This window comes from Fibrobacter succinogenes subsp. succinogenes S85 (assembly GCF_000146505.1).
Taxonomy (GTDB): Bacteria; Fibrobacterota; Fibrobacteria; order Fibrobacterales; family Fibrobacteraceae; genus Fibrobacter; species Fibrobacter succinogenes.
This window is the reverse complement of record NC_017448.1, coordinates 2,476,129-2,498,763: the sequence shown is the minus strand read 5'-3', so window position 1 is coordinate 2,498,763 and position 22,635 is coordinate 2,476,129. Positions and strand designations below refer to the sequence as shown.

Annotated in this window: 15 protein-coding genes; 3 read left to right on the top strand and 12 right to left on the bottom strand. The window is 44.1% G+C overall.

The features are described 5' to 3' along the window. Positions 1 to 7: 7 nt before the first annotated feature. From FSU_RS10280 to FSU_RS10260, 5 genes are all read right to left on the bottom strand, one after another. Positions 8 to 1,162: an aminotransferase class V-fold PLP-dependent enzyme gene (locus FSU_RS10280; protein ID WP_014546341.1), complete on the bottom strand. Its 1,155-nt coding sequence runs from the start codon at positions 1,160 to 1,162 to the stop codon at positions 8 to 10. Continuing rightward, complete coding sequence (locus FSU_RS10275; protein WP_014546340.1) at positions 1,162 to 4,788, bottom strand: hypothetical protein; 3,627 nt, start codon at positions 4,786 to 4,788, stop codon at positions 1,162 to 1,164. Before FSU_RS10275 ends, FSU_RS10280 begins: the two co-directional genes overlap by 1 nt. A 4-nt stretch (positions 4,789 to 4,792) precedes the next feature. After that, entirely contained in the window at positions 4,793 to 5,701 is a 909-nt protein-coding gene (locus FSU_RS10270) for a DUF4007 family protein (protein ID WP_014546339.1), read from the bottom strand. Continuing rightward, positions 5,702 to 7,441: a phosphoadenosine phosphosulfate reductase domain-containing protein gene (locus FSU_RS10265; RefSeq protein WP_014546338.1), complete on the bottom strand. Its 1,740-nt coding sequence runs from the start codon at positions 7,439 to 7,441 to the stop codon at positions 5,702 to 5,704. A 526-nt stretch (positions 7,442 to 7,967) separates the two neighbouring features. Then, complete coding sequence (locus tag FSU_RS10260) at positions 7,968 to 8,894, bottom strand: Rpn family recombination-promoting nuclease/putative transposase (protein WP_014546337.1); 927 nt, start codon at positions 8,892 to 8,894, stop codon at positions 7,968 to 7,970. 246 nt (positions 8,895 to 9,140) lie between these two features. Here FSU_RS10260 and FSU_RS10255 point away from each other — a divergent pair, with 246 nt between their 5' ends. Together FSU_RS10255 and FSU_RS10250 are read left to right on the top strand one after the other, a co-directional pair. Then, positions 9,141 to 9,722 (top strand): xanthine phosphoribosyltransferase, encoded by a 582-nt coding sequence (locus FSU_RS10255; protein ID WP_014546335.1) that lies wholly within the window; start codon positions 9,141 to 9,143, stop codon positions 9,720 to 9,722. A 39-nt stretch (positions 9,723 to 9,761) separates the two neighbouring features. After that, a complete protein-coding gene (locus FSU_RS10250; protein WP_014546334.1) occupies positions 9,762 to 11,066 on the top strand; it encodes a nucleobase:cation symporter-2 family protein in 1,305 nt (434 codons plus the stop codon). Here FSU_RS10250 and FSU_RS15915 read toward each other — a convergent pair. The 7 genes from FSU_RS15915 to FSU_RS10215 all read right to left on the bottom strand — a co-directional run bounded on the left by FSU_RS15915 (position 11,063) and on the right by FSU_RS10215 (position 21,352). Next, positions 11,063 to 14,194, bottom strand: a complete 3,132-nt coding sequence (locus tag FSU_RS15915) for a cellulase family glycosylhydrolase (RefSeq protein ID WP_155808763.1) — start codon at positions 14,192 to 14,194, stop codon at positions 11,063 to 11,065. The genes FSU_RS10250 and FSU_RS15915 overlap by 4 nt on opposite strands. Before the next feature lie 110 nt (positions 14,195 to 14,304). Beyond that, positions 14,305 to 15,192 carry a hypothetical protein gene (locus FSU_RS10240; RefSeq protein WP_015732078.1) on the bottom strand — a complete coding sequence of 296 codons (888 nt, stop codon included), beginning with the start codon at positions 15,190 to 15,192 and terminating at the stop codon, positions 14,305 to 14,307. 128 nt (positions 15,193 to 15,320) lie between these two features. Next, positions 15,321 to 16,088: a hypothetical protein gene (locus tag FSU_RS16475; RefSeq protein WP_015732077.1), complete on the bottom strand. Its 768-nt coding sequence runs from the start codon at positions 16,086 to 16,088 to the stop codon at positions 15,321 to 15,323. Then, a complete protein-coding gene (locus FSU_RS10230) occupies positions 16,088 to 16,837 on the bottom strand; it encodes a tetratricopeptide repeat protein (RefSeq protein ID WP_014546331.1) in 750 nt (249 codons plus the stop codon). Before FSU_RS10230 ends, FSU_RS16475 begins: the two co-directional genes overlap by 1 nt. A 51-nt stretch (positions 16,838 to 16,888) precedes the next feature. Further along, positions 16,889 to 18,463 (bottom strand): glycosyltransferase family 39 protein, encoded by a 1,575-nt coding sequence (locus FSU_RS10225; RefSeq protein ID WP_014546330.1) that lies wholly within the window; start codon positions 18,461 to 18,463, stop codon positions 16,889 to 16,891. Next, a complete protein-coding gene (locus FSU_RS10220; protein ID WP_157747947.1) occupies positions 18,463 to 20,199 on the bottom strand; it encodes an NPCBM/NEW2 domain-containing protein in 1,737 nt (578 codons plus the stop codon). Before FSU_RS10220 ends, FSU_RS10225 begins: the two co-directional genes overlap by 1 nt. After that, positions 20,186 to 21,352 (bottom strand): acyltransferase family protein, encoded by a 1,167-nt coding sequence (locus FSU_RS10215; protein ID WP_014546328.1) that lies wholly within the window; start codon positions 21,350 to 21,352, stop codon positions 20,186 to 20,188. Before FSU_RS10215 ends, FSU_RS10220 begins: the two co-directional genes overlap by 14 nt. A gap of 118 nt (positions 21,353 to 21,470) precedes the next feature. Here FSU_RS10215 and FSU_RS10210 point away from each other — a divergent pair, with 118 nt between their 5' ends. Next, positions 21,471 to 22,622, top strand: a complete 1,152-nt coding sequence (locus tag FSU_RS10210; RefSeq protein WP_014546327.1) for an acyltransferase — start codon at positions 21,471 to 21,473, stop codon at positions 22,620 to 22,622. Positions 22,623 to 22,635 lie beyond the last annotated feature (13 nt).

Here is a 22,635-nt window from a genome sequence, read left to right as displayed (position 1 = left end):
GAACCCGTTACAAATTTTCCTTAATCCATTCCAAAGATTGTTTTAAGTCGACAAAGTCCGCATCGCTCGTAAACGCACTACAACTAAACCGTATTGTTCCCGAAGGAAAGGTTCCCAAAGTCTTGTGTGCGAGCGGAGCACACTGCAACCCACTTCGAACTGCAATATTCTTCTCGGCAAATACACTTGCCGCAGTATCACTAGGCAATCCATCTATTACGCAAGAAACTATTCCTACATATTGATTGCGTTCATTATCACCAACGATTTTCACAAAATGATAAGAACGAAGAATCTTTAGCAATTCTTTTCGCTTTAATTGCTCATGCTCCCATAAATAATCTATTCCCTCATCTAATATCCAACCCAATGAAGCATGCAATCCAGCAATTCCAGCGATATTGAGCGTCCCCATTTCATAGCGCTGGGGAATATCGTTTGGCATATCCTGATTAGCACTTTCAAAACCGGTGCCACCAAATAAAACTGGATCCAAATCAAAATCAGGCTTCATTGCAAAGCCACTAATTCCTGTTGGCCCATAAAGCGTCTTATGTCCAGCAAACACAGCGAAATCAAATGTCTCCAAGCCGACATTAATGTCAACCAGGCCGGCAGTTTGTGCCATATCTATAACGGTAACGGCGTTGTATTTCTTTGCCATTGAGCACAGTTCTTCTACTGGAGAAATTAAGCCAATAACATTGCTTGCATGGCTAACAACCATCAAAGAAGGGACTGCTTTATCAAAATTCTTCTTTATTTTCGCAAAATCATAATGGAAATTATCATCAATATCAAGTATTTTTACGTTGACTACTCCGATTTCTTCATAATGATGAAGAATCCTTGTCACAGCATTATGTTCAAACGGAGAAATATAAACATTTGCTCTCGCAGTCATTTTGCCATCAAGAACACCCTGCAAAATCATGTTCAAGGCAATCGTAGCTGAAGGCGTGAATACGATTTGTTTATTTTCACAATGCAGTAACTGCTTAAGACGATTCCTGGTTCCAGAAACCATCTTACCAGCACCTATCGAAAGTTTGTGGCTTCCGCGGCCAGCGTTTCCGCCACATTCCCTATAGAATGTATTCATGAAATCATAAACACATTCTGGTTTCGGGAAAGTCGTCGCTGCATTGTCGAAATAAGCCATTAGTTGTTCTCCCCACACATTTTTTGAAGAATATCTACAACAACCTGCCTCTTTTCCGCCACTGACAACGCCTGTCCCATTGTATTAAGCGCATCTTCCATTTTATTGAAGAGCAACCGTGAACGAGGAGTTAAATCGACTTTGCTAAACGTCTTTGTAGATTCGCGGCCCATTTCGTCGGTAAAGGAAAGCCTATAGCTATTATCCTGATTCCGTGTATCAGTTTCTTTATAGTTTTCTGCAGTTTTTTTACACTCTTTCAGTTTGTTCTTAAAAGAATCAATTGTATTGAAATTCCAATCAACAATTCTCAATCCGGTCAAAATTTCTGCAAGACCTTCAATGAATTTTGATTCGTCCGACATATTCTGATAGAAAAGATTCAGCATTCTATCAGTTATACCATCATCAAATACATTGTCGGAAACATTCTTGTCAAGCTTTTTAGTCCATTCTTTGCATATAGAAGGCACTGAGGCTTTCTTTACTGGCTGATTGGCGAAAACATTTCTTGTTATATCTAAAAGCAACTGCTTCAGTCTAATTATTGAATCATCGATATCCTTTTTGGCATCGGATAACTTCGTAAGGACATTTTCCCCACACGAAGGTTTTCCCGTAAACACCATCGGAATTCGTTCAAAAAGGATTTCTTCACAACTTACATTTTGCGTAAACAAATTCAGAAAATCGACAAAGACTTGGTTTGTCTTTTTGGGATTTGCCTTTGAATAAATTTCTTTCGTATACTTAGGCAAATCGAAATACCAGCGATTCATCGCGGCAAACAATCCATCAATTTCAAGCGACTTCATCTCGTAAGGAGTAAGCCACTGACCAAATAAAGTTTTCATATCATGGATGTACTTTTCTTTAGTCGAATCCCAAGATATGTAAGTCAGAGTATATGAATCAGGATTTTTATTTATCTGGTTTAAGGTCTGCGCAGAAATTTCTACAGTTCCATATTCATTATGAATAGAAATGGACCTTTTATGGCAATGCAAGAATGCGGCAATGAATATCGGAATAATTCCTTTTCTCATGCCGATTTTTCCACTAGGTGATGTCAATCTTCGATACAACGCACCAAAAGAAGCTTTATTTTTCTCTGCAGCATTATTGACAAACCATTGCAGAGCGTCAACAATAGGTTTTACAACGGCAACATCATCCTTCTTCTGGAAATCAAAATTTAATCTTACATCATTTTTTTCATTAATCAACAGCCCAGTATTTATCAAGACACTTCGCATAATGAACACGTCAGGGCCCGTTCCGGTCAAACCAAGATTATATTCAAGTTCATTTCTTAATAGAGCAGAAATAACCTTCTCTCGGGCATTTTCCATTACCGTTGTTGGAGAGTTTTTGTTGATAGCTTCATTCTTGATAATCGGAGCTTTTGAATAAATATTTTCACAAATTTCGGAAAGTTTTTCAGAAAGTTCCGATTTTCTACTAATACAGGCGTCTTCTCCACAATAAATATATGACGAAGCATTTCTCTCAGCTCTGATATAATCAGCAACAAATCCGTATAATACTTCACTTAAATCATCTATCACGACTTGATATTCATCTTCTAAAGCGCTATCGCCATGAGATTTCTCGCGTAGAGCATAAACCGCACTATATTTTTTTGCGGTACTTTCGATTTCTTTAAACTGCGAGGGAACAACAAATAAAATTTGTCTTTGAGCAACGGAAACTTGCTCGACCAAAGTGCGAATTTTTTTTGCTGAATTTTTTCCACCTAAAACGACCGCAATAACTTGACCATCAGAGTCTCTCTCGGCATATCTATTTTGCCAGTCCGTATCTTCTAAGAATTCTTTATCTGAAACAAATATGAAATCAAACCATCGAGTCATCTCATATTTGTCGTTATACCTCGATGGATATAAATACGCACTGGTATTAAATTCGTTTAAAACATCACACAAGTCAAATTTACTGCGTTGTCGTTCAATTTCATCATTTATCGTTTTTTCAATATCAACACCAGAAGATTCTTTCAATTTTAAATAAGAATTACTCTGCCGCAAATAAACAACGAATTCTTTTTCTACAAGATTGTCAATAGCTAAAAGAATATCTTCCTCTGTATATTCATTTTTGTAAATGTGAAATATTTCTTCTTTAACCGGCTTGATTTTTTCAAACTGTTGCAGGATATAAAGCAAGCACAATGTTTTTATGATCTTACATTCAAGAATCTTTTTCTTTCCAATTTTTTCAAGAGCCCGATTCGCCAATAAATAGACATCGCGAATTTCGTTATTATAAATTTCCTTCTTGAAAAGTTGTTCAAAATAATCAAACAACAAATCTGGGGTTACCAACTTGAAATTAGAATCGTCATACCCACTTAAGAATGCAGAAAGTGTCGAGTGCCCTTGTGCCGACAAGAATGTAAAAAGGGTTCTTTCATTTTGTGCAATCTGTTCTGAAAGTCGCGGAAGAATAAAAACGCTGACCGGATGAAGCGGATAGCAATCAAGTAGAAGTTTTTGCACTTCATCGGGTTTCATTTCATTAAACAACGAGTGATTACAATATATCGCAAACAGGTCATCAAATTTTTTGTTTTGGCTTTTTTTAAAACGATTCCAATCAGCGGGCTTCTTCTTAATGACCGACGATATTATCTCATATACTTGCGTAAAATTATTATTAAGCAAGACATGTTCAAATCGTTCTGAGATACCTCGCCATCCATCTGTTTTCTGTTTCGGAAGTTGGTCAATATAATTTGCAATCTCTTTATGCGAAATAAGCATAAGGTGCATCTGCGTATCGCCGCTTCTTGAGCACTTTTCCGCAAAATCTTGCAACATTTTTGTGTCACTAACACTTGCTGTAGATATGTTGGCTTCAAGATACTTGCTAAACTCGTCGTATACAACATAAAGACCAGTCCATTTTGAGGTCCTTTTTAATGCTTTAGCGACACTTTCGTATAGGTCAACAACATCAAAACCTACAAAAGGATTAAAAATGCTTCCGGCAGTCAATTCAGGATAAACCTGCTCAAATTGGCGGTACGCATTTACATCAAAATCCTGCAATTTTTCAATGAATGCTTTGACAGTTCCGTTTATCCCTTTTGCAAATGTTTTAAATGTTTGAGGATAGTCTTTTTCCCATTTCTGAATCGTTTTTATTGCCGCCGCATAATTAGTTTCCGGCATAACATCCATCAGGTTATTATCGCTCAAGGTTTTCTGCAAGGAGAATATAAAGGCCTGATGCAAACTTGTGCTATTGCCAGAAATAACAACAGGCAATAACTTGACCTTTCCGCTATAGTAATTTTTCAGCAGCGCAGACAAACGGTTATTTTCTTGAAGTTTTTCATTTAAATGAACAAACAAATCACGATTCTTTTTCATCAACAAGGAAAGAATCGTAAGTACAATATGACTTTTGCCTTTTCCGTAAGCACCAATTAGAATTCTAGCTCGATTAGTAGCACTATTCTGAGTACTATCAAGGATATCTTCTAACAAAGACAATGATGATCTCGTTGGGATAAAATTTCCCAATTTCTCTGTATTATGCAAATCATATTCGATATTTACAGAATACTGGAAACCACTTGCAGTTTGAATCATTTTGCTCATAATATTAAGCCCTTTCATTTGCAATGGATTCGTAATACTTTTGAACGCAATCAATGTACTGTTGTTCTGGATGCTTAATTCTTACAACATCCAACCCCGCTGTTCTAATAATCTTTGCTTCGCCCAGTTTTTCAAGATTTCGTAAAATTTCAAGCAATGTTATAGAATCAAGATTAAAAGCCTTTCCAATGCTTTCTGAAGTTAACAGCAAGTCTTTCAGAAGAATTTCCTCTGTTCCGCAGTGTTTCTTCTGAATTAGAGCTAGTGTAATCCAAGGATTGAAGGATGCAGCACTTAGAATATTCTTCCTATATACACCATCTCTCTTATTCAGTACTTCAATAAGGTTCATCTCACCAAACGGGCAATCAATATTGCTTTCAGCAGAAACCTTTGCGGGATTCAATTTATAACGGGGAACATACGTTCCTACGATGCAGTTAAAGTCATCTTCCAGAGTTCTCGTGGTTCCAGATTCTTTTTCATCTTCGCCAATATTCATTGAGATGTAATTTCGAATAAAATTCAGAAAATCTTCTTGTGTAAACTCGCTCATTAAAAATTCATTGAAAAACACGTACCAACTAGTAGCAAGTTCTTTATTTGTAGCAAGTTCATAGTGAAGCAACAAAAGCGTTCCCAATTCCTCAATATAGCGGTCATTCTCACGAATTAAATTTCCCAAATCCGTAAATTTCTGAACTCTCTTTGTCGCAATATTTTCGCATGTGATGCCGACGGCCTGTAACCAATAACGAAGAGATTTAACCATGTTGCTGCCAATCCCTAATACATCCATCGGATTGTTTTCTTTATCTATAAAAACACGTCCCTCAGTCAGCTCTACATATTTGATTCCCTTAGAAAGCCAGCCCTTACGGATAAAAAAAGTTTCATGAGCTCTAAACTTCATCTAACGAACCTCTTTCGTTTTCAAATACTTTCCCATCAAGCATCCCATTGCCAAAACAGACTGATTCACACACATTTTGCAATGGACGCATTTTTTTTCATCAATGTGATAACCTTCAGCGGTTATACTAATGGCTCCAGCCTTACAGACACTTTCACACTTCAAACATTTTCTACAGCCATTAAACTTTCGAATTTGGTAAGCAATTTTTCTTTGCAAATCGTCATGATCCGCAACATTCATTGTTCTTATCTTTACAGCATGTTCAAAGCCATCGACAGTAAACGGTTGGAGAGAAATGATTGGCACATTTGTACGAACATCAAGTACAAGAACCTCGTGAAGAAGTTTTCTACCTAATTCACGATTAATCGTTCCGAACGGCACAAACATATTCACAAGTTCATCGTCAAACGGACGAACAAGCCTGTAATTTTTCGCATGGTCTTCCGCGGTGCAATTTGTGAATTTGATTTTTACATCATCGGCTGCAGCCAAGCCGTTTCCACCTTGACGAGCTTTCCATGCTCCAGAATCCACATATTCTTCTGGATCAGGCTTGCCGATTCTTTTCGCAAAGCGAATTAAGAAGTCTCGCCATTTCTTAGAATTCTCAGGCATGTAGATTCTGCTCAAGAATTGAGCACGCTGATTGTTATTCGGGCAACACCAGCAACCAACACGATCGTATCCTAAACGATACGCATCGTTAAAATCAACATTCTCCGCCAAAAGATAAAGCCAGATATCGATATCTTTCCAGTCAATGATTGGAGATGCCACTGTTTGCTTTTGAATTTTAACAGATTCCTTGCCGCTTTCGACACGATTGTATTTGCTTCGGCTCGCACTTTCTGCACGACGAATCCCATAAAAGGTCAATATTTGCTGATTTCTGTACAGAGAATTTAATACACGCGTAATCGGTCCTGTTTTGAACATGGAACAGCACCAACGCATAATTCGTGCTGGAGGACCAATGTCTTCACAAACATCCATAAAATTTTGATCTTCATTGATAGAAGTTTCAAAAATTGCAAACGGATGATTTTTCTTAAATCTTTTTGCGTATTCAACCGTTTGCGGAAATTCCAATGTTGTGTTACCGAAAATATGAACAAGACTCGGATTACCTAATGCTTTCGTCACAATGTCCGCTGTAACGGAAGAATCCTTACCCCCAGAGAAAGACAGAACAATGTTTTCTTCTGGATAGTTGGCGGCTTCTTTCTTAATAAAAGCATGTGCTTCGCTAATCAGGGCGTTGAGGCGATTTTTGTTAGCAGCAATAAATTTATTTTTGAAGTCATCAAAACATGCTTGAACTTTCTTGGATTTATTGTTTTTTTCGCTTTCCTTAATCAATGCGGAAAGGACATCGCAATCTTCCGTTCGAAAGGTCTTTGAAGGAATGGACTTCATCTTTCCGTCGATATAATAACGGCTATCAAGAGCCCATACAGAGCACTCCGAATATTTCAAAGGTTGATTGTGAGCTAACAGAAGTTCCAACAGCAATCTTTCCTCTGGAAAGACCGGACGCAAATCTGTTGACAGAAATGTTGTTGTTGAATGACAAAGTGGACATACGCTTTTGCCATTAACACCATTAATCTGCTCTGGAGATGTGATTATAGGAACACGACAAGATTGACACCAAAAGACTTGCGCAGAAAGAAAACCGGAACTTTCATGTAATTCCTCATTGTCAATACGCAATGTTGTCTTTTTATTAGCCAATCAAACCTCTGCCAGTACGCTCTCGTTCTGACAGTAGGTTGCGCTATTTTATGAAATAAAAAGGGGCGCAGGTCCACCCGCCTTAGTTCGAGGCTACCGCTAAGTGCCCAACAAAGAAACAGGCGAAACAACCCACGCCCCCAAAGACCTTTCTCGATTCGAGAAAAGCACCGCCGCATGCGGCCAAAGGGCAATGCACCAAAATCCACATTTCTGTAGATGCGGCACATCGAGTCATGTTGAAAACAACATGACCGCGTGAGCGTTGCCTTGTTCTTCTCTGTTTGAAGTATTAGCGGTATTTCGAACTAGAGAACAAGAGCAAAACTCAAATATTTCATTAAGAATAGTAGAAAAAAAGAGCTTATACGCCTATATGAGCACATTAAAAAAGCCATAGAATTATGCAAAAAAAGACCTTTCTCCCCTCACTCCTCCAAAACAGACTTAGTAAATCAATCACCATCGTTCATTGGGATTACTTATTTCATTTTCTTCAAAGCCCAATCGTAGCAACAACGAGAATCTATAGAGCCTTGACCTCTTCTTCGGTAAGGCCGGTAAATTCAATAATTTCTTCAATAGGCATATTCTTGCTTTTCATCTTCTTCGCAATTTCACGAGTATTTTTAGATACATTTTTAGAAATCTCCGCGTTGATTTCATCCGCGAATTCCTCAAAGAAGCCCCGTCTAAGGACATTATGATCCCATCTGTCGTGATGCATTTTCTGATAAGCCTCGAATTCTTTTTTACTGAATTTAGATACTTTGGAACTCTCCGTCAACTGTTTGAATTTTTTGTCAGAAAGCTCTTCGGGGAGCTCTCGCAGCTTATCCAAATAACGGAAAAAGAACAGCCATTTGCTAAGATTGTCCTTGCCGATAAAGAACGGGACCTTCGAAAGTTCAATAATCGTATAGTTATACGCATCCATAATCTGTTCGCCGGTTTCCAAATCCAAAGTCGTAGCGCGGTGAACAATTCGATTGTCATTTTCGAAAATGCGGTACTGAGCAAGAGCAATGACATAAGTCGGCTTCACGTCATAATCCCATTCACCGGGTTCCGCCTGGTTCGCAACAAGTTCACTCGCATAGAACGCAAGACGTTTCAAGAAGTTGTCCATTTCACGAATCTGAACTTCAATTTCTATCAAATTTCCAGCATCGTCTTCGCAGTGTAAGTCAAAAATCGCCGTGCGGGACACCTTACTTCCGCTCAGATTTTTAGCCACATTGCGGGTTTTCACGCTCTTGATGGGATGCTTGAGTTGCGGAGCCAAAAGGTCGTTCAACAGGTTCACTAGGTTTTCGCGGCTGACAGGTTTGTCTGGGTCAAACGCTTTCTTAAAAGCGAGATCAATCAACAAATTTGCATACGGACTTTGTTCGCCCGGCTTTACGAGATAGTCTTCGAGTGACTTGTGAGTAGTAACATTTTTCTTTTTCATGCGGCAATATATGCGAAATTCATGCCAACCGAAAAAATGCTAATTTCACGCGAAAAACGGCAAATTGCAATTTGCGAAAAAGTGATTAATCGATTTAATCACTGATTAATCACTTCACGCAACACATGTTCAAGCGTCCCGTTTTTCGACATTTCGCCCACTTCTAAGGAAATTCCGACAATCTCACCCCATAATGTAAGCAATTCGAATAATTGCAAAAATGGCGCTTTTTGCTAGATTTCATGCATGAACTTCCTTGAGCAAAAAATCCTTGCCGATGGCGTAGTCAAACCCGGCAACGTCCTTAAAGTTGACAGTTTCTTAAACCACCAAATTGACATCCGCCTGATGCAAAAAATCGGCGAAGAGTTCAAACGCCGTTTTGCCGACGTCCAGTTCAATAAGGTGCTCACCATCGAGGCAAGCGGTATCGCTATCGCGGCATTTATCGCCTACCTGAACGACGTGCCCGTGGTATTCGCCAAGAAGGGCCAGACCGTCAACAGCACCGACGACAAGTACGTTGCCAAGGCATATTCCTTCACGCACAAAAAGTTCAACGACATTTTCGTTTCGCGCCCGTACCTCAAGCCGACCGACAAGATTCTGATTGTTGACGACTTCCTCGCCGATGGTGAAGCCAGCAAGGCGCTCATCGACCTCGTGAAACAAGCAGGCGCCGAGCTTGTCGGCGTCGGCATCGCGATTGAAAAGGGCATGCAGCCCGGTGGAGCAAAGCTCCGCGCCGCTGGCGTCCGCCTCGAATCCATCGCCATCGTCGATAGCATGGACCCCGAAACTGGATTCATCAAGTTCCGCGAACAGTAACTAGATAGATTGCCGCAGGCAAATTATTCAAGGTAAAGCATGAAGACTTCGGACAACATCTACCAGCTTGACGGACGCGTTCCGCTTTTACAGGCAATTCCATTCGGCTTGCAGCACGTGCTCGCCATGTTCGTGAGCAACATTACGCCGATCATCATCCTTGCAAACGTCGTCGGGATTGAAAAAGGCCTCACCGCCTCGCTTATCCAGAACTGCATGATTATCGCAAGCATCGGCACACTCATCCAGCTCTACCCCGTTTGGAAAATCGGCTCCCGACTCCCCATCGTCATGGGCATCAGTTTCACATTCCTCTCCGTTTCCATTTCCATCGGAGTGTCGCAAGGCATGGGAACGCTCATGGGCGCCGTCATCGTCGGCGGTATCGTCGAAGGACTTCTCGGCCTCTGCGCCAAATACTGGCTCAAGCTCATCCCACACATCGTTGCGGCTACCGTCGTGACCTCCATCGGATTTTCGCTTTTGCCCATCGGCGCTAATTCATTCGCAGGCGGTCAAGGCGCCGCTGACTTCGGCTCTGCACAGAACTGGATCGTCGGAAGCGTCACGCTCCTCACTTGTTTGCTCACGCAAGTTTTCGCCAAGGGATTCCTCCGTTCGCTCTCCGTGCTCGTCGGCCTTATTGTCGGTTACATTCTCGCACTCTGCATGGGCATGGTCGATTTCTCGGGCATCACAAACAACGGCTTTTTCGCACTCCCCAAGTTCCTCCCGTTCACCCCGGAATTTAACTTGGGCGCCATTCTCTCCGTCATCGCCATCTATCTCGTGTCCGCCACAGAAACCGTCGGTGACTCCAGCGCCCTTTGCAGCGGCGCCCTCAAGCGCCAAATTCACAAAGTCGAGATGGGAGGCGCCATCAGCTGCGACGGCTTTGTCAGCTCCATTTCCGGACTCTTCGGCTGCACCCCGATTACATCCTTCAGCCAGAACGTCGGCCTCGCCTCGCTCTCTGGCGTCGTGAACCGTTTCGCCATTGCGACAAGCGCAGGCATCATGCTCCTCGGCGGCCTCTTCCCGCCCGTAGGCACACTCCTCACGACCATCCCGCAAGCCGTCCTCGGCGGCTGCACCATCATGATGTTCGGTTCCATCCTCTTCGCAGGATTCGGCATGATTGCGAAAAGCGGATTCTCGCAGCGCAACATGATTATCGTTAGCTTGTCCTTAAGCACCGGCCTAGGATTCACATCCGCATCGCAGATGTTCAAAATTTTCCCGCAGATCATCCAGACCATCTTCGCCGAAAACTGCGTCGCCGTGGTATTCATCCTCGCCGTAGTCTTGAATTTGGTATTGCCTAAGGACAAGGAAGCCAATTAAGCTCTAAAAATTCGCCATCCTAGATTTGTCCAAAGGTTGCGAATATACTCGTCACCAAAACGCAAGCGTTGTGGCAATGTCGGCGTGCGGTCGTAAAGCATTTGCACAAACTCATCCTTTTGGCCTACGAAATCAAGAATTTCGACCGTGTAAACGCTTGGCAATTTCGGATTGCAAGAATGCCGAATTGAAACAACAGTTCCCTTGACATTCAAATCATTGGCATCCGTAGAGATCCCAAGTTCCACTTGCTCACCTAAATAAAGTGCGTCCACTTCATCGACATAAACATCCACCGAGTGTTCGGTAAGCCTAGTCGTTACGCCATCTACAAGCTTGCCATCGCATTTGTGGAGCGAAACAAGCTCGGCCGCAAAGACATTCACGTTTTCGCCATCGGAATCGCGACCAAAGCCAAGGAACAAGCACATCGTGAGGTAATACGAATTGCGCACAAGCCAGAATAACACCGCCAAAATTCCGATGTATTCCAATGTCACCATCATGTAAGTCATGTGTACAATACCCGCAAGCGTGAGCACCAAAAGGATGGCAAACGGCACAAGGCTTCGCTTGTCAACAACTCTACGGAAACTCGCCTTTTCTTTTTTCGTCACCTTAAACTTGGAAAGCGTTATGCCAAACACTTCCTTCACAACAGGCATCAGGAGGAACGGCATCACGGAAGTCTCATAAATACCGCTCCACTGCGCAGAAGTTTTGCCCTGGCTCGTAACACGGAGTGCCGCGATTTGCAATATGTGCATTGGCAACCAGAATAGAGCAAGATCCACAAGCGTACACTTGAAAATCGGGATGCAGAGCACCGCAAACATCAACGGAGAAATCAGGTAAATCAGATTCTTAATCGGCGAGAACCAATAAAGCACAGAATTTAAGTAACTCATCTTTTGCGATATATTCAATTTGCGGTTGCGCAAGAACTTGAGCTGTTTTGCAGTTGCAATCACACCGCGACCCCAACGGGTGCGCTGCTGCACATGCTCCTGGAACGTCGAAGGCGCAACACCCGACGCGAGCGGTTCAGAAAGCCCAAGGCTCACATAACCCGCCGATTCAATCAGCATGCCCGTCGCAAAATCTTCCGTAATAGACTTTGTATAGAATCCGCCGATATCTTCGAGCGCTTTACGGGAAAGGATTGTATTTGATCCACCGTAAATCACGCTATTCGTTGAGGTTTTCGCAGCTTCAATCACGTCATAGAAATAATCCTGTTCATTCGGCACAACGCGTTCGGCATAAAGATTATGCTGGAACACGTCAGGCGTATAAAAGCTTTGCGGAGTCTGAATAAATCCAAGCGAGCGACGACGTTCCTTTGGCAAACTCGCATTGATGCGGTCGGCATCGACAAAATACGGAATCGTCTTGAGCAAGAACTTGCGCTGCGGAATCATGTCGGCATCGAATGTCACCACATACGGAGAACTCGTCCGAGCAAGAGCAGCATTCAAGTTCCCCGCCTTTGCGCCCTTGTTGTCCGGGCGGTCAAAGTAAATCACGCCAAGCTCTTCGGCGAGCGCGCGCATTTCTGGGCGGCGGTTGTCATCGCACAGACAAATATGGACTTTAGACTTGTCCGGGTATTCCATGCATTTGCAGCCGATAATTGTCTTGCGCAAAAGTTCCACAGGCTCGTTGTACGTCGAAATGAAAATATCAACATCCGGGAATTCTTCATCTGCAATTTTCGGGAGCGGATGATCGCGCAACTTGAACAAACCACCGTAATGAACAAACGATTCAAAAAAGCCGAGAATTTCTACAACGAGCAAGAGGATACTCCCCGCCACTGCAATCCAGCCATACGCAAACGGAATGGAGCACGTCACGCGCCAGCAGAGGTAAACGAGCGTACAGAGCGAGCTAAACAAGAGGAACATATCGCCAAGAATCACCTTGAGCGGGCTCTTGTTAAACTTTTTCGCAGCCTCGTCTGTACTGTACTTTAACAAATCATCGTAAGAGCGGATTATTTTGTTTTTAGAGCGCTTTCTATACTTTTCCAACGCAAGACTCAGAATGAGGAAAACAAACAGAGGCCCCGCAAACATGAGCCAGACCTTGTGTGGCTTAGAACGGGCTAAAATCTTGAAATTTTCAATCGCGCTATACTCAAGCGTAATTTGATCAATCGGTTTTCCTTGGAATAGCGCCTTTGCAAACCGCCCGGAAAGCGTCAAATCTTTATCCGTCAAATATTCCACGGCGCGAGAACCGTCACGGATCATTGAGGATTCTTCTTCTTTATTCGAAAGATTCCAGACAACATAGCTCATATGCAAGGAATCTAGTAAGCTATACCAAAGTTTTACACTTTCGAAATTAATTTTGCCATCGCCCGATTCTTCGCAGAGACCACTTTCCGTGACGAATATCGGCGTTCCTCGTTTCATGACATTACGAAGTTTTGCACGAAAGACATAAGTATGCGAAGTCGCGTAAAAATGGAACGAATACATCACGTTGTCGAATGGAAGCGGATCCTCTGCCGGGTACTGGATTTCACGAGCATAATTTGGCGTACCAATGACAATCAGAGCATCAGGTTTGTGCCTGCGAATCACCGGGATAACGACATGCGCATATTCCTTGATATCTTCCCAGGTGCAGTCGCCATTGGGCTCGTTACAAATTTCAAAAATCACGTTCGGGACGTTTGCATAATCCCTCGCCATCTCGTTAAAGAAGGAAATCGCCTCGGCAAGATACACATTAGGATTCTGATCTTCTAGGACATGCCAGTCCACAAGAACGTACATGTCATTTGCAATAGCGTATTCAACCCCCTTGCGCAAAAGTTCTAAAGTCTTTTTGCGGTTGCCCTCTACATAGTCCTTGGAGTACATCGCAAGGCGAATAAGGTTCGCATTCCATTCTGTACTGAGCTGCTTGAACAGCCCGTTATTCACAAACTGCGGGAACCATGCGAGGCCATGGGTACTTGCGCCCTTGAGAACAACGACATTTCCGTGTTCGTCGTGAATCTCCGAGCCAACGACATGGAGCTTACCGCTCGTCGATGGACGAGCGACTGTGTTCGATGCCACTGCAAACGAGACAAACGACAAGACCAAAAGCAAAACAAAGAGAAATTTCCGCATAGCCATATTATTAAGATATGAAAATAAACAGAAGATTGCAACATTATTGTTTACGCATAAAAAACACCCCGCATTTGCAGGGTGCATTGTACCTATTATGAATACGTTTATTACTTGCCGCGGCGGATCTTGGAACCAACAGCGCGGAAAATATCCTTAATCTGCTTCTTGGTCAGCGTCGGCGCAGACTTAGCAAGGCCCGTTCTATTATGGAAATTTATAATCAAGTCTGTGAATTCAGCGGAAGCATCGATGTCCTGATCATAGTAATCAAAATTGAAGAATTCCTGCGTTTCACCACTTTCATATTCTTTCTGATAATCCTTAAATGCCTTTTTGCAGTCATTTTCAACAAACGCATAACGGAAACGCTGCTTGACAGAGCTAGTCACGCCACCATACGACACTGTATATTCAATGGACTCCTGCGTATGAGAGACATAAGTCATTTCAAGACCTTCAATGCTAAGTGTCTTGCAGCTCATGTTGATAGAAGTCTTCGGAACACCGACCATCAAAGCAAGCGTTTCTTGCATTTCGCCAAAGTTTTGGAAAATGCAATCCGTGTTGATGAAAACAGCTTCACTATAATACGGGTCTTCAAGAACGACACCCCAAATCAGCGGATCGTTGAGAGTAGAGCTCTTATAGAAATTGCCTTCCGGGAATTTTTCACCGGCAGCCACTCTAAATTCATAAGTGTTCTTGCCATCACCATCGCCCAAATCCATTTTAGCAGTACCGTTACCAGCATCCGTCAAGGAGCCACGCTGGGTTGTCTTTTTCCAGACAACTTCATTTGCATAATCCGTGCAAGTAGCCTTAGTGACTTCTAAGGAGCCGTCAGCAGCATAGCTATATTCACCCATTTCAGTGACGATAAAATCCGTCGGGAGCGAGGCAGGAGTTGGAGCCACGGAATTGGAATCATCGGAAGACGATACGCAACCCGCCATAGCGAGGGCGACCGCAGGGAGTACGGCAAGAACTTTTTTCATACAAATCCTCATTATTAAATTGTTTTTATTAATGTACAAATTTTCTACGCTTTGTACAAGAAAAATCATGAATAAAGTGAAGATTTATTTACTTGAGTTGTAAAGCCGACAACAAAGCTTGTTAGAACTTACCAATCCTTAGCCGGACGGACTTGGCCACGGACAGGTTTCCAGGGCTTGCGTTCGCCATTCTGTTCGTCAAAGTCCTTGAGGAGCTGGGCGGCTTCTTCAGGAGTCATTTCACCAGGTTGAAGCGGCTGCTGTTCCGGTTCACCGCCGTTACTGTCGCTGGAATTCCCTTCGGACTGTTCAGGCTGTTGCTGCTGATCGGCACCGCCATTGCTATCGGAACTCTGCTGCTGGCTGTCGCTAGACTGACCGTTCTGACCTTGATTCTGTTGATCTTGGTTTTGGTCATTCTGGGCGCTAGATGAGCTCTGGTCGCCATTCTGGTTCTGATTTTGCTGATCTTGGTTCTGCTGATCTTTATTCTGGTCTTGGTTTTGCTTGTCCTGATTCTGATCCTGGTTTTGGTCCTGATTATTTTGGTCTTGATTCTGGTCGTTCTTAGGATCGTTCTTCTTATTTTCGTTTTGCTGCTCGTTTTTCGCTTCGTGAATGCGGTCGAGGAGCATCTGCAATTTCTGATCGTTCGGGTAGTATTGCAAGCCTTCGTTGCAAGTGATTTCTGCCGTCGGCAAGCGGTTTTCGATGTACTGGAACGCCGCATCGCCATAGTAAGCCGAAGCAGACTTCGGAGCTGCGAATGCAACCACCGCAAAAAGCAATACAAAGCCCAACGCTACAGAGATCCTTCGACTCCGCCTAACGGCTCCGCTCAGGATGACACAATTCTCTCGTCTTTCGTCTTTCGTCTTTCGTCTCAGCATAGCCATTAGATCACCTCCAGGTCGTTGTCGGTGTTGCTGGCGTCAATCTTTGCCTTGGGCTTACGACCGGCTTTGATTTCGATAACGTCGTCAATGCGCTGCACGTGACCGCTCAACTGGCTTGCAGTCTCGTCTTCGGCAATCAGGTTCTCGAGCATCTGCTTGCCTTCGGCATACTTGCCATCCTTGCAAAGCTGGAGCGCACGAGCCAAAACCTGCTTTGCATTATCGCTCAGCGGAGGTTGTTTCTGGTCGTTCTGATTTTGGTTCTGGTCCTTGTTTTCTTTTTGCTTGTCGAGTTCTTCCTTGAGCTTGCGCTGGACAATTTCGACGTTCTTCTTCGCGTTTTCAAAATCGTTATCGAGGTCAATTGCCTTTTTCAGATAAGCAACCGATTCTCGCCAGGCCGCAATGCGAGCACTCGGTTCTTGAGCCTTCTCGCCCACGCGGAAATGCGTATTTGCCAAGTTGTACGCCGCCTTAGCAGCCATATTCTTGTCCGGCATGCGCACGGCACTTTCAAGTTCCTTCTTGGCTTCTTCAAAATTGCCGAGCTTGTACTGGCACGTTCCAATATTGTAGAACAAAAGCGGATTTGCAGGCTCCGCTTCGCGGGCCTTCATGTACTTTTCAAGCGCACCGGCATAATCGCCAGCGGCAAAGAGCTTGTTGCCATCGTTAATCGGCCGGGCAAACGAAGCCACAGCCATAAGCATCGTCAAAGAACAAATCTTAAATACAGTAGAAATTCGCATATTCACACTTCTTATTCTTTTTCGAACACCAATATATCAAATTTCGACTTCTCAGAGTAATTTTGCGGGGTATGCTACAATATATTTTCCAAAATTACGGACCGAAAAGCCACGCTGTTCAAACCAAGAAAGTCTAGAATCCTTGTTTTCCATAAGATAAACCGCTTGCGTATCGGCATTATCCAAATTAAATGTGAAAACATAGCGGTCAAATTCGTGCACATAGAGGAATGCGCTCGGGAAATTCGTATAGCGGACCGTCGAAAGGTAAGAGTTCAGGTCCACCTTGCCGTAAAAAAGCACTCGCGGGTAGCTCACGCCCGGGTCCACATAAATTTTATCGTCCGGTTTCGACTGCGACTGTGCAAATTCCATAGCATCGCCAATGCCTTCGCAGAACGGATTTGCAATCTGGTCCTTATAAATCGTAAAGTATTCGCGCTCAAAATTTGCAAAGCATAAGAGATACGCGACCAGCGGAACGTAAATCAACTTCGGGTGGATATAGCTAAACGCGATAATAATCCCTTGCGCAGCCATGACGATAATCGGGATAAAAATCAAGTTCACGCGATTAACATTGACATTGATTAAAATTCCAATCGTAAAAGCGGCGAGCAGCCAGGCAAGCATAAAGAACGGGAGCCCAAGCTTGCGCGCTTTCACATCACGCACGACCTGCCAAATGTTTTCAACAAGCCCAATAAAGAAAAACGCAAGTGTCACCGGATAGAAAAGTCCGAAATTGCGGATGTAATTCCACGGGAGCCCATCAGACTGGTTCTTCAAAATGTTCCAGAGGTTCATGAAATTTTCGGGAATCTTTTGGAACGAAATTTCGCTTGCACGGAAATAAACAAGCTTCGGGATGCTGATAAACGGCAAGCGGATTTCATTGATGACGCCCTTGTTCACGAACATAAAGAGCATAAGCGGGAGCGCAAGTGCAGCAAGCACGCCAAGCGAAATCCAAGTGTAACGATTGTTGTGAATAGACTTTGTCCAAAGAGCATAAAGTACGTTCAACAAAATGATGAACGGAACGGCCACCCAGATGGTCGCATACGCATAAAGCGAGAGTCCATAAAACGCAGCCGAGGCAATCAAGAACTTCGGTTTTTCAAGACCTTTCACAAAGAAGAAAAGTCCGAACAGCACAAAGCCCGGCGCCAAGTTCGATTCAAGCGCCCAGCGCGAAAGCATCACGTGCCACGGAGAAATCGCAAGCAAAAGTGTTGCTCCCAAAGCAAAGCGTTCGCTCGAGAATCGGCGCACCAAGAAGTAAACCGCCGCAAGCGACAAGAGGCCCACCAAAAGCATCGGCAAGCGGATCACCCAGACCTGCATCCCGAAGAGCGCTACAAACGGAATCATCAAATACGATTCGAGAGCGTTCATGCCGGAACCCCAGGCAGTCAAGTAAACCGGTAAGCGGTAGCCGTAAGAATCAGCAGCGTGGTGCAAGAGCGTATAGGCGTTATAGCCCGCAAAAGCTTCGTCCTGGTTGATATCGCCCGGCACTGAACCGAACATATAGACACGCGCAAACGTCCCCAACAGCAAAATTGCAGCAAAGACAAATTGCGCCGCCGTTCGCGATTTCAGCCAAGCAAAGACCTTGTCCATTACTTCCTCTTTGTCACGATGACATTCAGCCAGTCGGCATGGTCATAAGCGTTGTCGCCATCGGCATCAGCCTTGAGGATAATCGTCTGCTTGCCTCCGATATAGACTTTACCCGCCTGCGGCTTTCTATTGCCGAACACGACGTCACCTTTCCAGAGCGTTTCTTCGGGCGTTGCCACAATAAAGCGCACGGAGCCACCGCCACCCGCTTCGTCATCAATGCCCACGACAAATTCGAGCGAGTCCGCATCCGCAGGCATCTTGAAGAACAGTTCAGAATTGGCGTGCGTACCAATGCCGTTCTTGTACTGCTGACCACGAACGGTAAGCGTAGCGCCATCGACAGCGCGATTCACACGAGGCCTCCCGTACTGCTGCGTGAAATGGTCAATCGGCAAATCTGTGAGGTAGAACTGGTTCGATGAAAGTTCCACATTGACCGGCATGAGTCCGACAATTTCAGAAATGAGCATCGGGAAAAGGAACAGAGCAAGCACCACATACGGCGTAAAGCGCGGGAACGGGATGCGGGCAAGCTTTTCAATCAGCGCCGGGAACGCACGCGGGGCAAAGTTGTTCACAACACCCGCAATGAAGATGAGGAGCGCAAGCCCAGAAACCGGGACCCACAAGTCCGCACCCTTGAAGCCATTCACCATCGAAATATTCATGGCGCAAATAGCTGTCACGAGCAAAGTCCAAATCCAAGCTTTCTTTGTTTCGAGAACCATCCACACGCAAGCAAAGGGAACGGCGTAAATCAAATAACGTTCATGCATGCCCGGCAACACAAGGAAGAATGCAAAAGCTTCCCAAGTCGCAAGTTCAAACGTGCGGCGGAGCGTCTTTGCAAAGAGTGCACACTTTAAAATGTATGCCGAGATAATCACGAACAAGATTTTTCCAAGCCAGGACGGTGAGAGCAAAAATCCAACACCTTCCGGCGAGAGCCCGAAAAGCGGATTGGCATCACGGCTCGTATTGCCCACAAAGAACATCCAAGTGTTTGCGGCATTGTAAGTCGAGAACGGGTACTGTTCCGTCGTGTTGAGGTAAGCATGCGTGAGGAGCCCCGAGAGGTTCCCTGCGACAAAGAACGGCAAAAGCACAAGCACAATTGCAACCGCCATGAGTGGGAGTCCGCGCCAGGACTGCTTATAGCGACGGAGGAAGATGCCTCCAAAAATCGGCAAAAGCAAAATCATCTGGAACTTTGCCAAGAGCGCAAGCGCAAAGAACATCGAAGCGTACTTGAAAAGTCCGCGGAAGTTGACGCAGTAAAGGGCGGCAATGCCAAAGATGCAGGGGAACAAATCGACCTGTCCCCAAATCGGACCGTCGAGCAAAAGCGCAGGGTTCAAGGCCACAAACGCAAGCACGAGATGTGCAGAGTACTTCGGCAACTTGAAGCGTGCTACCAGGCGGCTCGCCAAATCGACAAGTCCAACATGGCCAAAGTAAACCGGCCACAGGCAGAAGAACTTGATAAGAGTTCCCTTTTCTATCGGGATGTTTGCCAAGCTATGGACTTGCGCCACAATCCAGAGCCAAAAAACATAAAGCGGAGGATAATTGCCGTTAAAACGTTCAAGACCGTTTTTCGACAGCTGCTTGACCCAATCCACCCAATAGTTCTGGTCACCGCCAAAAGCGGCAGCATTCGTGCAGAACAAGTTTGCAAGCAGGCAGATGATGCCCCAAATCAAAAAATACTGGAGAGACTTATTGTTTTTCACCCGAAGCTCCAAAATGTTTAAAATTAATCTTCATGGCATTCGCCTTCTGAAAAACAAAACCAACACCCTTCCAGAAATAAGCCAAAAGTACCGATGCGATGTACGTCATGGCGATAAGCACCAACAGCGACGGAATCGCATAATGCGGAGCCGCGACAATCTTTGCCGGGACATCAAAATAGTAGCAGAAGAACGGATGGATAAGCCACATCGAGGTGCTCTGTCGGCCGAGATACCAAATTCCCTTTTTCAGGAGTTTAACGTGGTTCAGCAAGTCCATACTCGCCACCGTCAAAACCGGGATAAAGAACACGTCAAAAATATCACCCACTTCATTTTGGCGCATCACAATGACCATGCACCAAACGGCGATATCCACAAGCGGGTTCAAAAGCTTATGTTGTTTCAACGATCCATGCAGGCGGTCAAATAGCCCATTGCGAGCAACGACAGCGCCCATCCAGAAGCATGCCGCATACGGAGCAATCTGGCAGAAAAAGCGGAGGTACATGTGGCTGTGTCCAAGGACACCAAGCGCAGTCACAGTTTTAAGCCCAGGGAAAATATGCGCAAACAAGAGCGACACAATCACGATGATGAACAAATTGATTCTTGCCGAATAGCGGTCAATAACAGCCCTGATAAGCGGGAAAGAAATCAAGGCAAACACATAACTTATCAGGAACCACCATTCCCTGTTGTACGTTGAAGTGAATCCAAAGAAGTTCGAAAGCAGTTCTCTCGGCACGAAATTATTAAAACGAGTGGAAATAAAAGGATCGTTGCAATACTGTTCTTGCGAAGAAAAGAACAAGAAACCGATGGGGATGAAAACAAGGAAGACTTTCCAGTACGCAAAATAAAGTCTCTTGAGGCGGCCCACAATATCGTACGGTTTTCCGTAGCTACTCTTGTAAACGCCATAGCCGCCAAAGAAGAAGAACATCGGGACGCAGATTTTGCCAAAAATTCCCAAATAAGATGTTGCCGGTGCATTAAACAATGTGAATATGCCCTCAACGCCGCCACCAGGGATTCGATTCGGGAAAAACCAAAGATGATGCAGGAGCATGCAGATAATGGCAATCCCCTTCATAATTTTGGTATCGTCAGGTGTTAAAAAATTATCGATTTCGTTTGGACTTTTTTGCATAATATTCTTTTGCGTAAATTGATTTAGAAATTATAGAAATCTTTTAGCACATTGCCATTTACATTGTTCCCATTTTATAAATTTAAACGATAGGATTTACAACGGAGAAGGAACTGTTATGCCCGAAATAAAGAGCACAACGTGTAAAAATCATTCTATAGAACTCATAAGGATTGTGGCGTGCCTGCTAGTGATTATGGCACATAGCCAAATCGGCATCTTAAACAACAATGAACTGATTAGCGGGAGACTCGCCATTTCGACAATCCTCGCCGATGATGTTCCGCTATTTTTACTGGTAACCGGTTTCTTTTTCTTTGGCAGAATCAAGTCCGATGCAGACATCATCCCGACTTTTCCGCATAGGGCAAAATCATTTTTCTCCCGCGTTTATATTCCCACGATTGTCTATATCCTAATCAACATCATTTACCGTTATTACAACAGTCCAACACCACTCAATTCCATTTTAAATGCCGACTGGGATTATCTCGGACGATTCATTTTCAGGTTACTCCCCGGCGACCATTTGTGGTACATTTGTACTTACATGTCATTTATCTTCTTTTTCCCAATGCTAGCGTTTGTCTGCCAAGACAGCCTGCAAAAGAACAAATTAAGGCGGACTCTTTTGGGAATTGCCATCGGTGCTGCTGTCATTGGCGACGTGCAATATTTTTTCAAGTTGAGCATGATTGATTTCGAAAAATTCCTTTGGGGGTATTGCACGATTTTCCTTATTCTCGGATACGAACTTTCACTGTTCATCCGCAAATTTGAAAACAAGCGGAGCAAGCTTTTTGCCATCGGCATCGTTATTTATCTACTCGGCTTTTTCATCAAGTTTAGCCTGCAATATTACATGTTCACCGAATACGGCGAGAATTATGCGAACAACAGATTCCGTTGGCTCCAGTGTTCGCCTTGCTTTATAACGACTGTGGGAATGTTCATCGCCGTGTACGCACTTGGTACATTAATCAAAGCAAAGGGCATCGTGGCACGCATCATCAATTACGTTGGTTCCTGCACATTCGCGATTTACCTTTTCCATTTCATGGTCATCCTTGAAACGGGAAATTTGCGCAGCACGATTTTCTGGAAAACGGGAGCCGCAATGACTTTTTTCAATGCCATCGCGTATTACATCCCTTACGCCCTCGCCGTATTTGGTTTGACTTTGGTTGTGGCGATTGTCTTCAAATACGTTGTCGAAAAGCCCGTAGCAAAGCTCTTTAAAAAGGAGATGCCCGTTCAGAGACGGGCATGACAGGCTTCGGCAA

Coding starts and splice junctions, on each gene's coding strand:
- FSU_RS10215 (WP_014546328.1), bottom strand. CDS start 21,352: ATGCAAAAAAGTCCAAACGAAATCGATAATTTTTTAACACCTGACGAT.
- FSU_RS15915 (WP_155808763.1), bottom strand. CDS start 14,194: ATGCGGAAATTTCTCTTTGTTTTGCTTTTGGTCTTGTCGTTTGTCTCG.
- FSU_RS10270 (WP_014546339.1), bottom strand. CDS start 5,701: ATGAAGTTTAGAGCTCATGAAACTTTTTTTATCCGTAAGGGCTGGCTT.
- FSU_RS10210 (WP_014546327.1), top strand. CDS start 21,471: ATGCCCGAAATAAAGAGCACAACGTGTAAAAATCATTCTATAGAACTC.
- FSU_RS10280 (WP_014546341.1), bottom strand. CDS start 1,162: ATGGCTTATTTCGACAATGCAGCGACGACTTTCCCGAAACCAGAATGT.
- FSU_RS16475 (WP_015732077.1), bottom strand. CDS start 16,088: ATGGCTATGCTGAGACGAAAGACGAAAGACGAAAGACGAGAGAATTGT.
- FSU_RS10255 (WP_014546335.1), top strand. CDS start 9,141: ATGAACTTCCTTGAGCAAAAAATCCTTGCCGATGGCGTAGTCAAACCC.
- FSU_RS10225 (WP_014546330.1), bottom strand. CDS start 18,463: ATGGACAAGGTCTTTGCTTGGCTGAAATCGCGAACGGCGGCGCAATTT.
- FSU_RS10275 (WP_014546340.1), bottom strand. CDS start 4,788: ATGAGCAAAATGATTCAAACTGCAAGTGGTTTCCAGTATTCTGTAAAT.
- FSU_RS10260 (WP_014546337.1), bottom strand. CDS start 8,894: ATGAAAAAGAAAAATGTTACTACTCACAAGTCACTCGAAGACTATCTC.
- FSU_RS10230 (WP_014546331.1), bottom strand. CDS start 16,837: ATGCGAATTTCTACTGTATTTAAGATTTGTTCTTTGACGATGCTTATG.
- FSU_RS10240 (WP_015732078.1), bottom strand. CDS start 15,192: ATGAAAAAAGTTCTTGCCGTACTCCCTGCGGTCGCCCTCGCTATGGCG.
- FSU_RS10250 (WP_014546334.1), top strand. CDS start 9,762: ATGAAGACTTCGGACAACATCTACCAGCTTGACGGACGCGTTCCGCTT.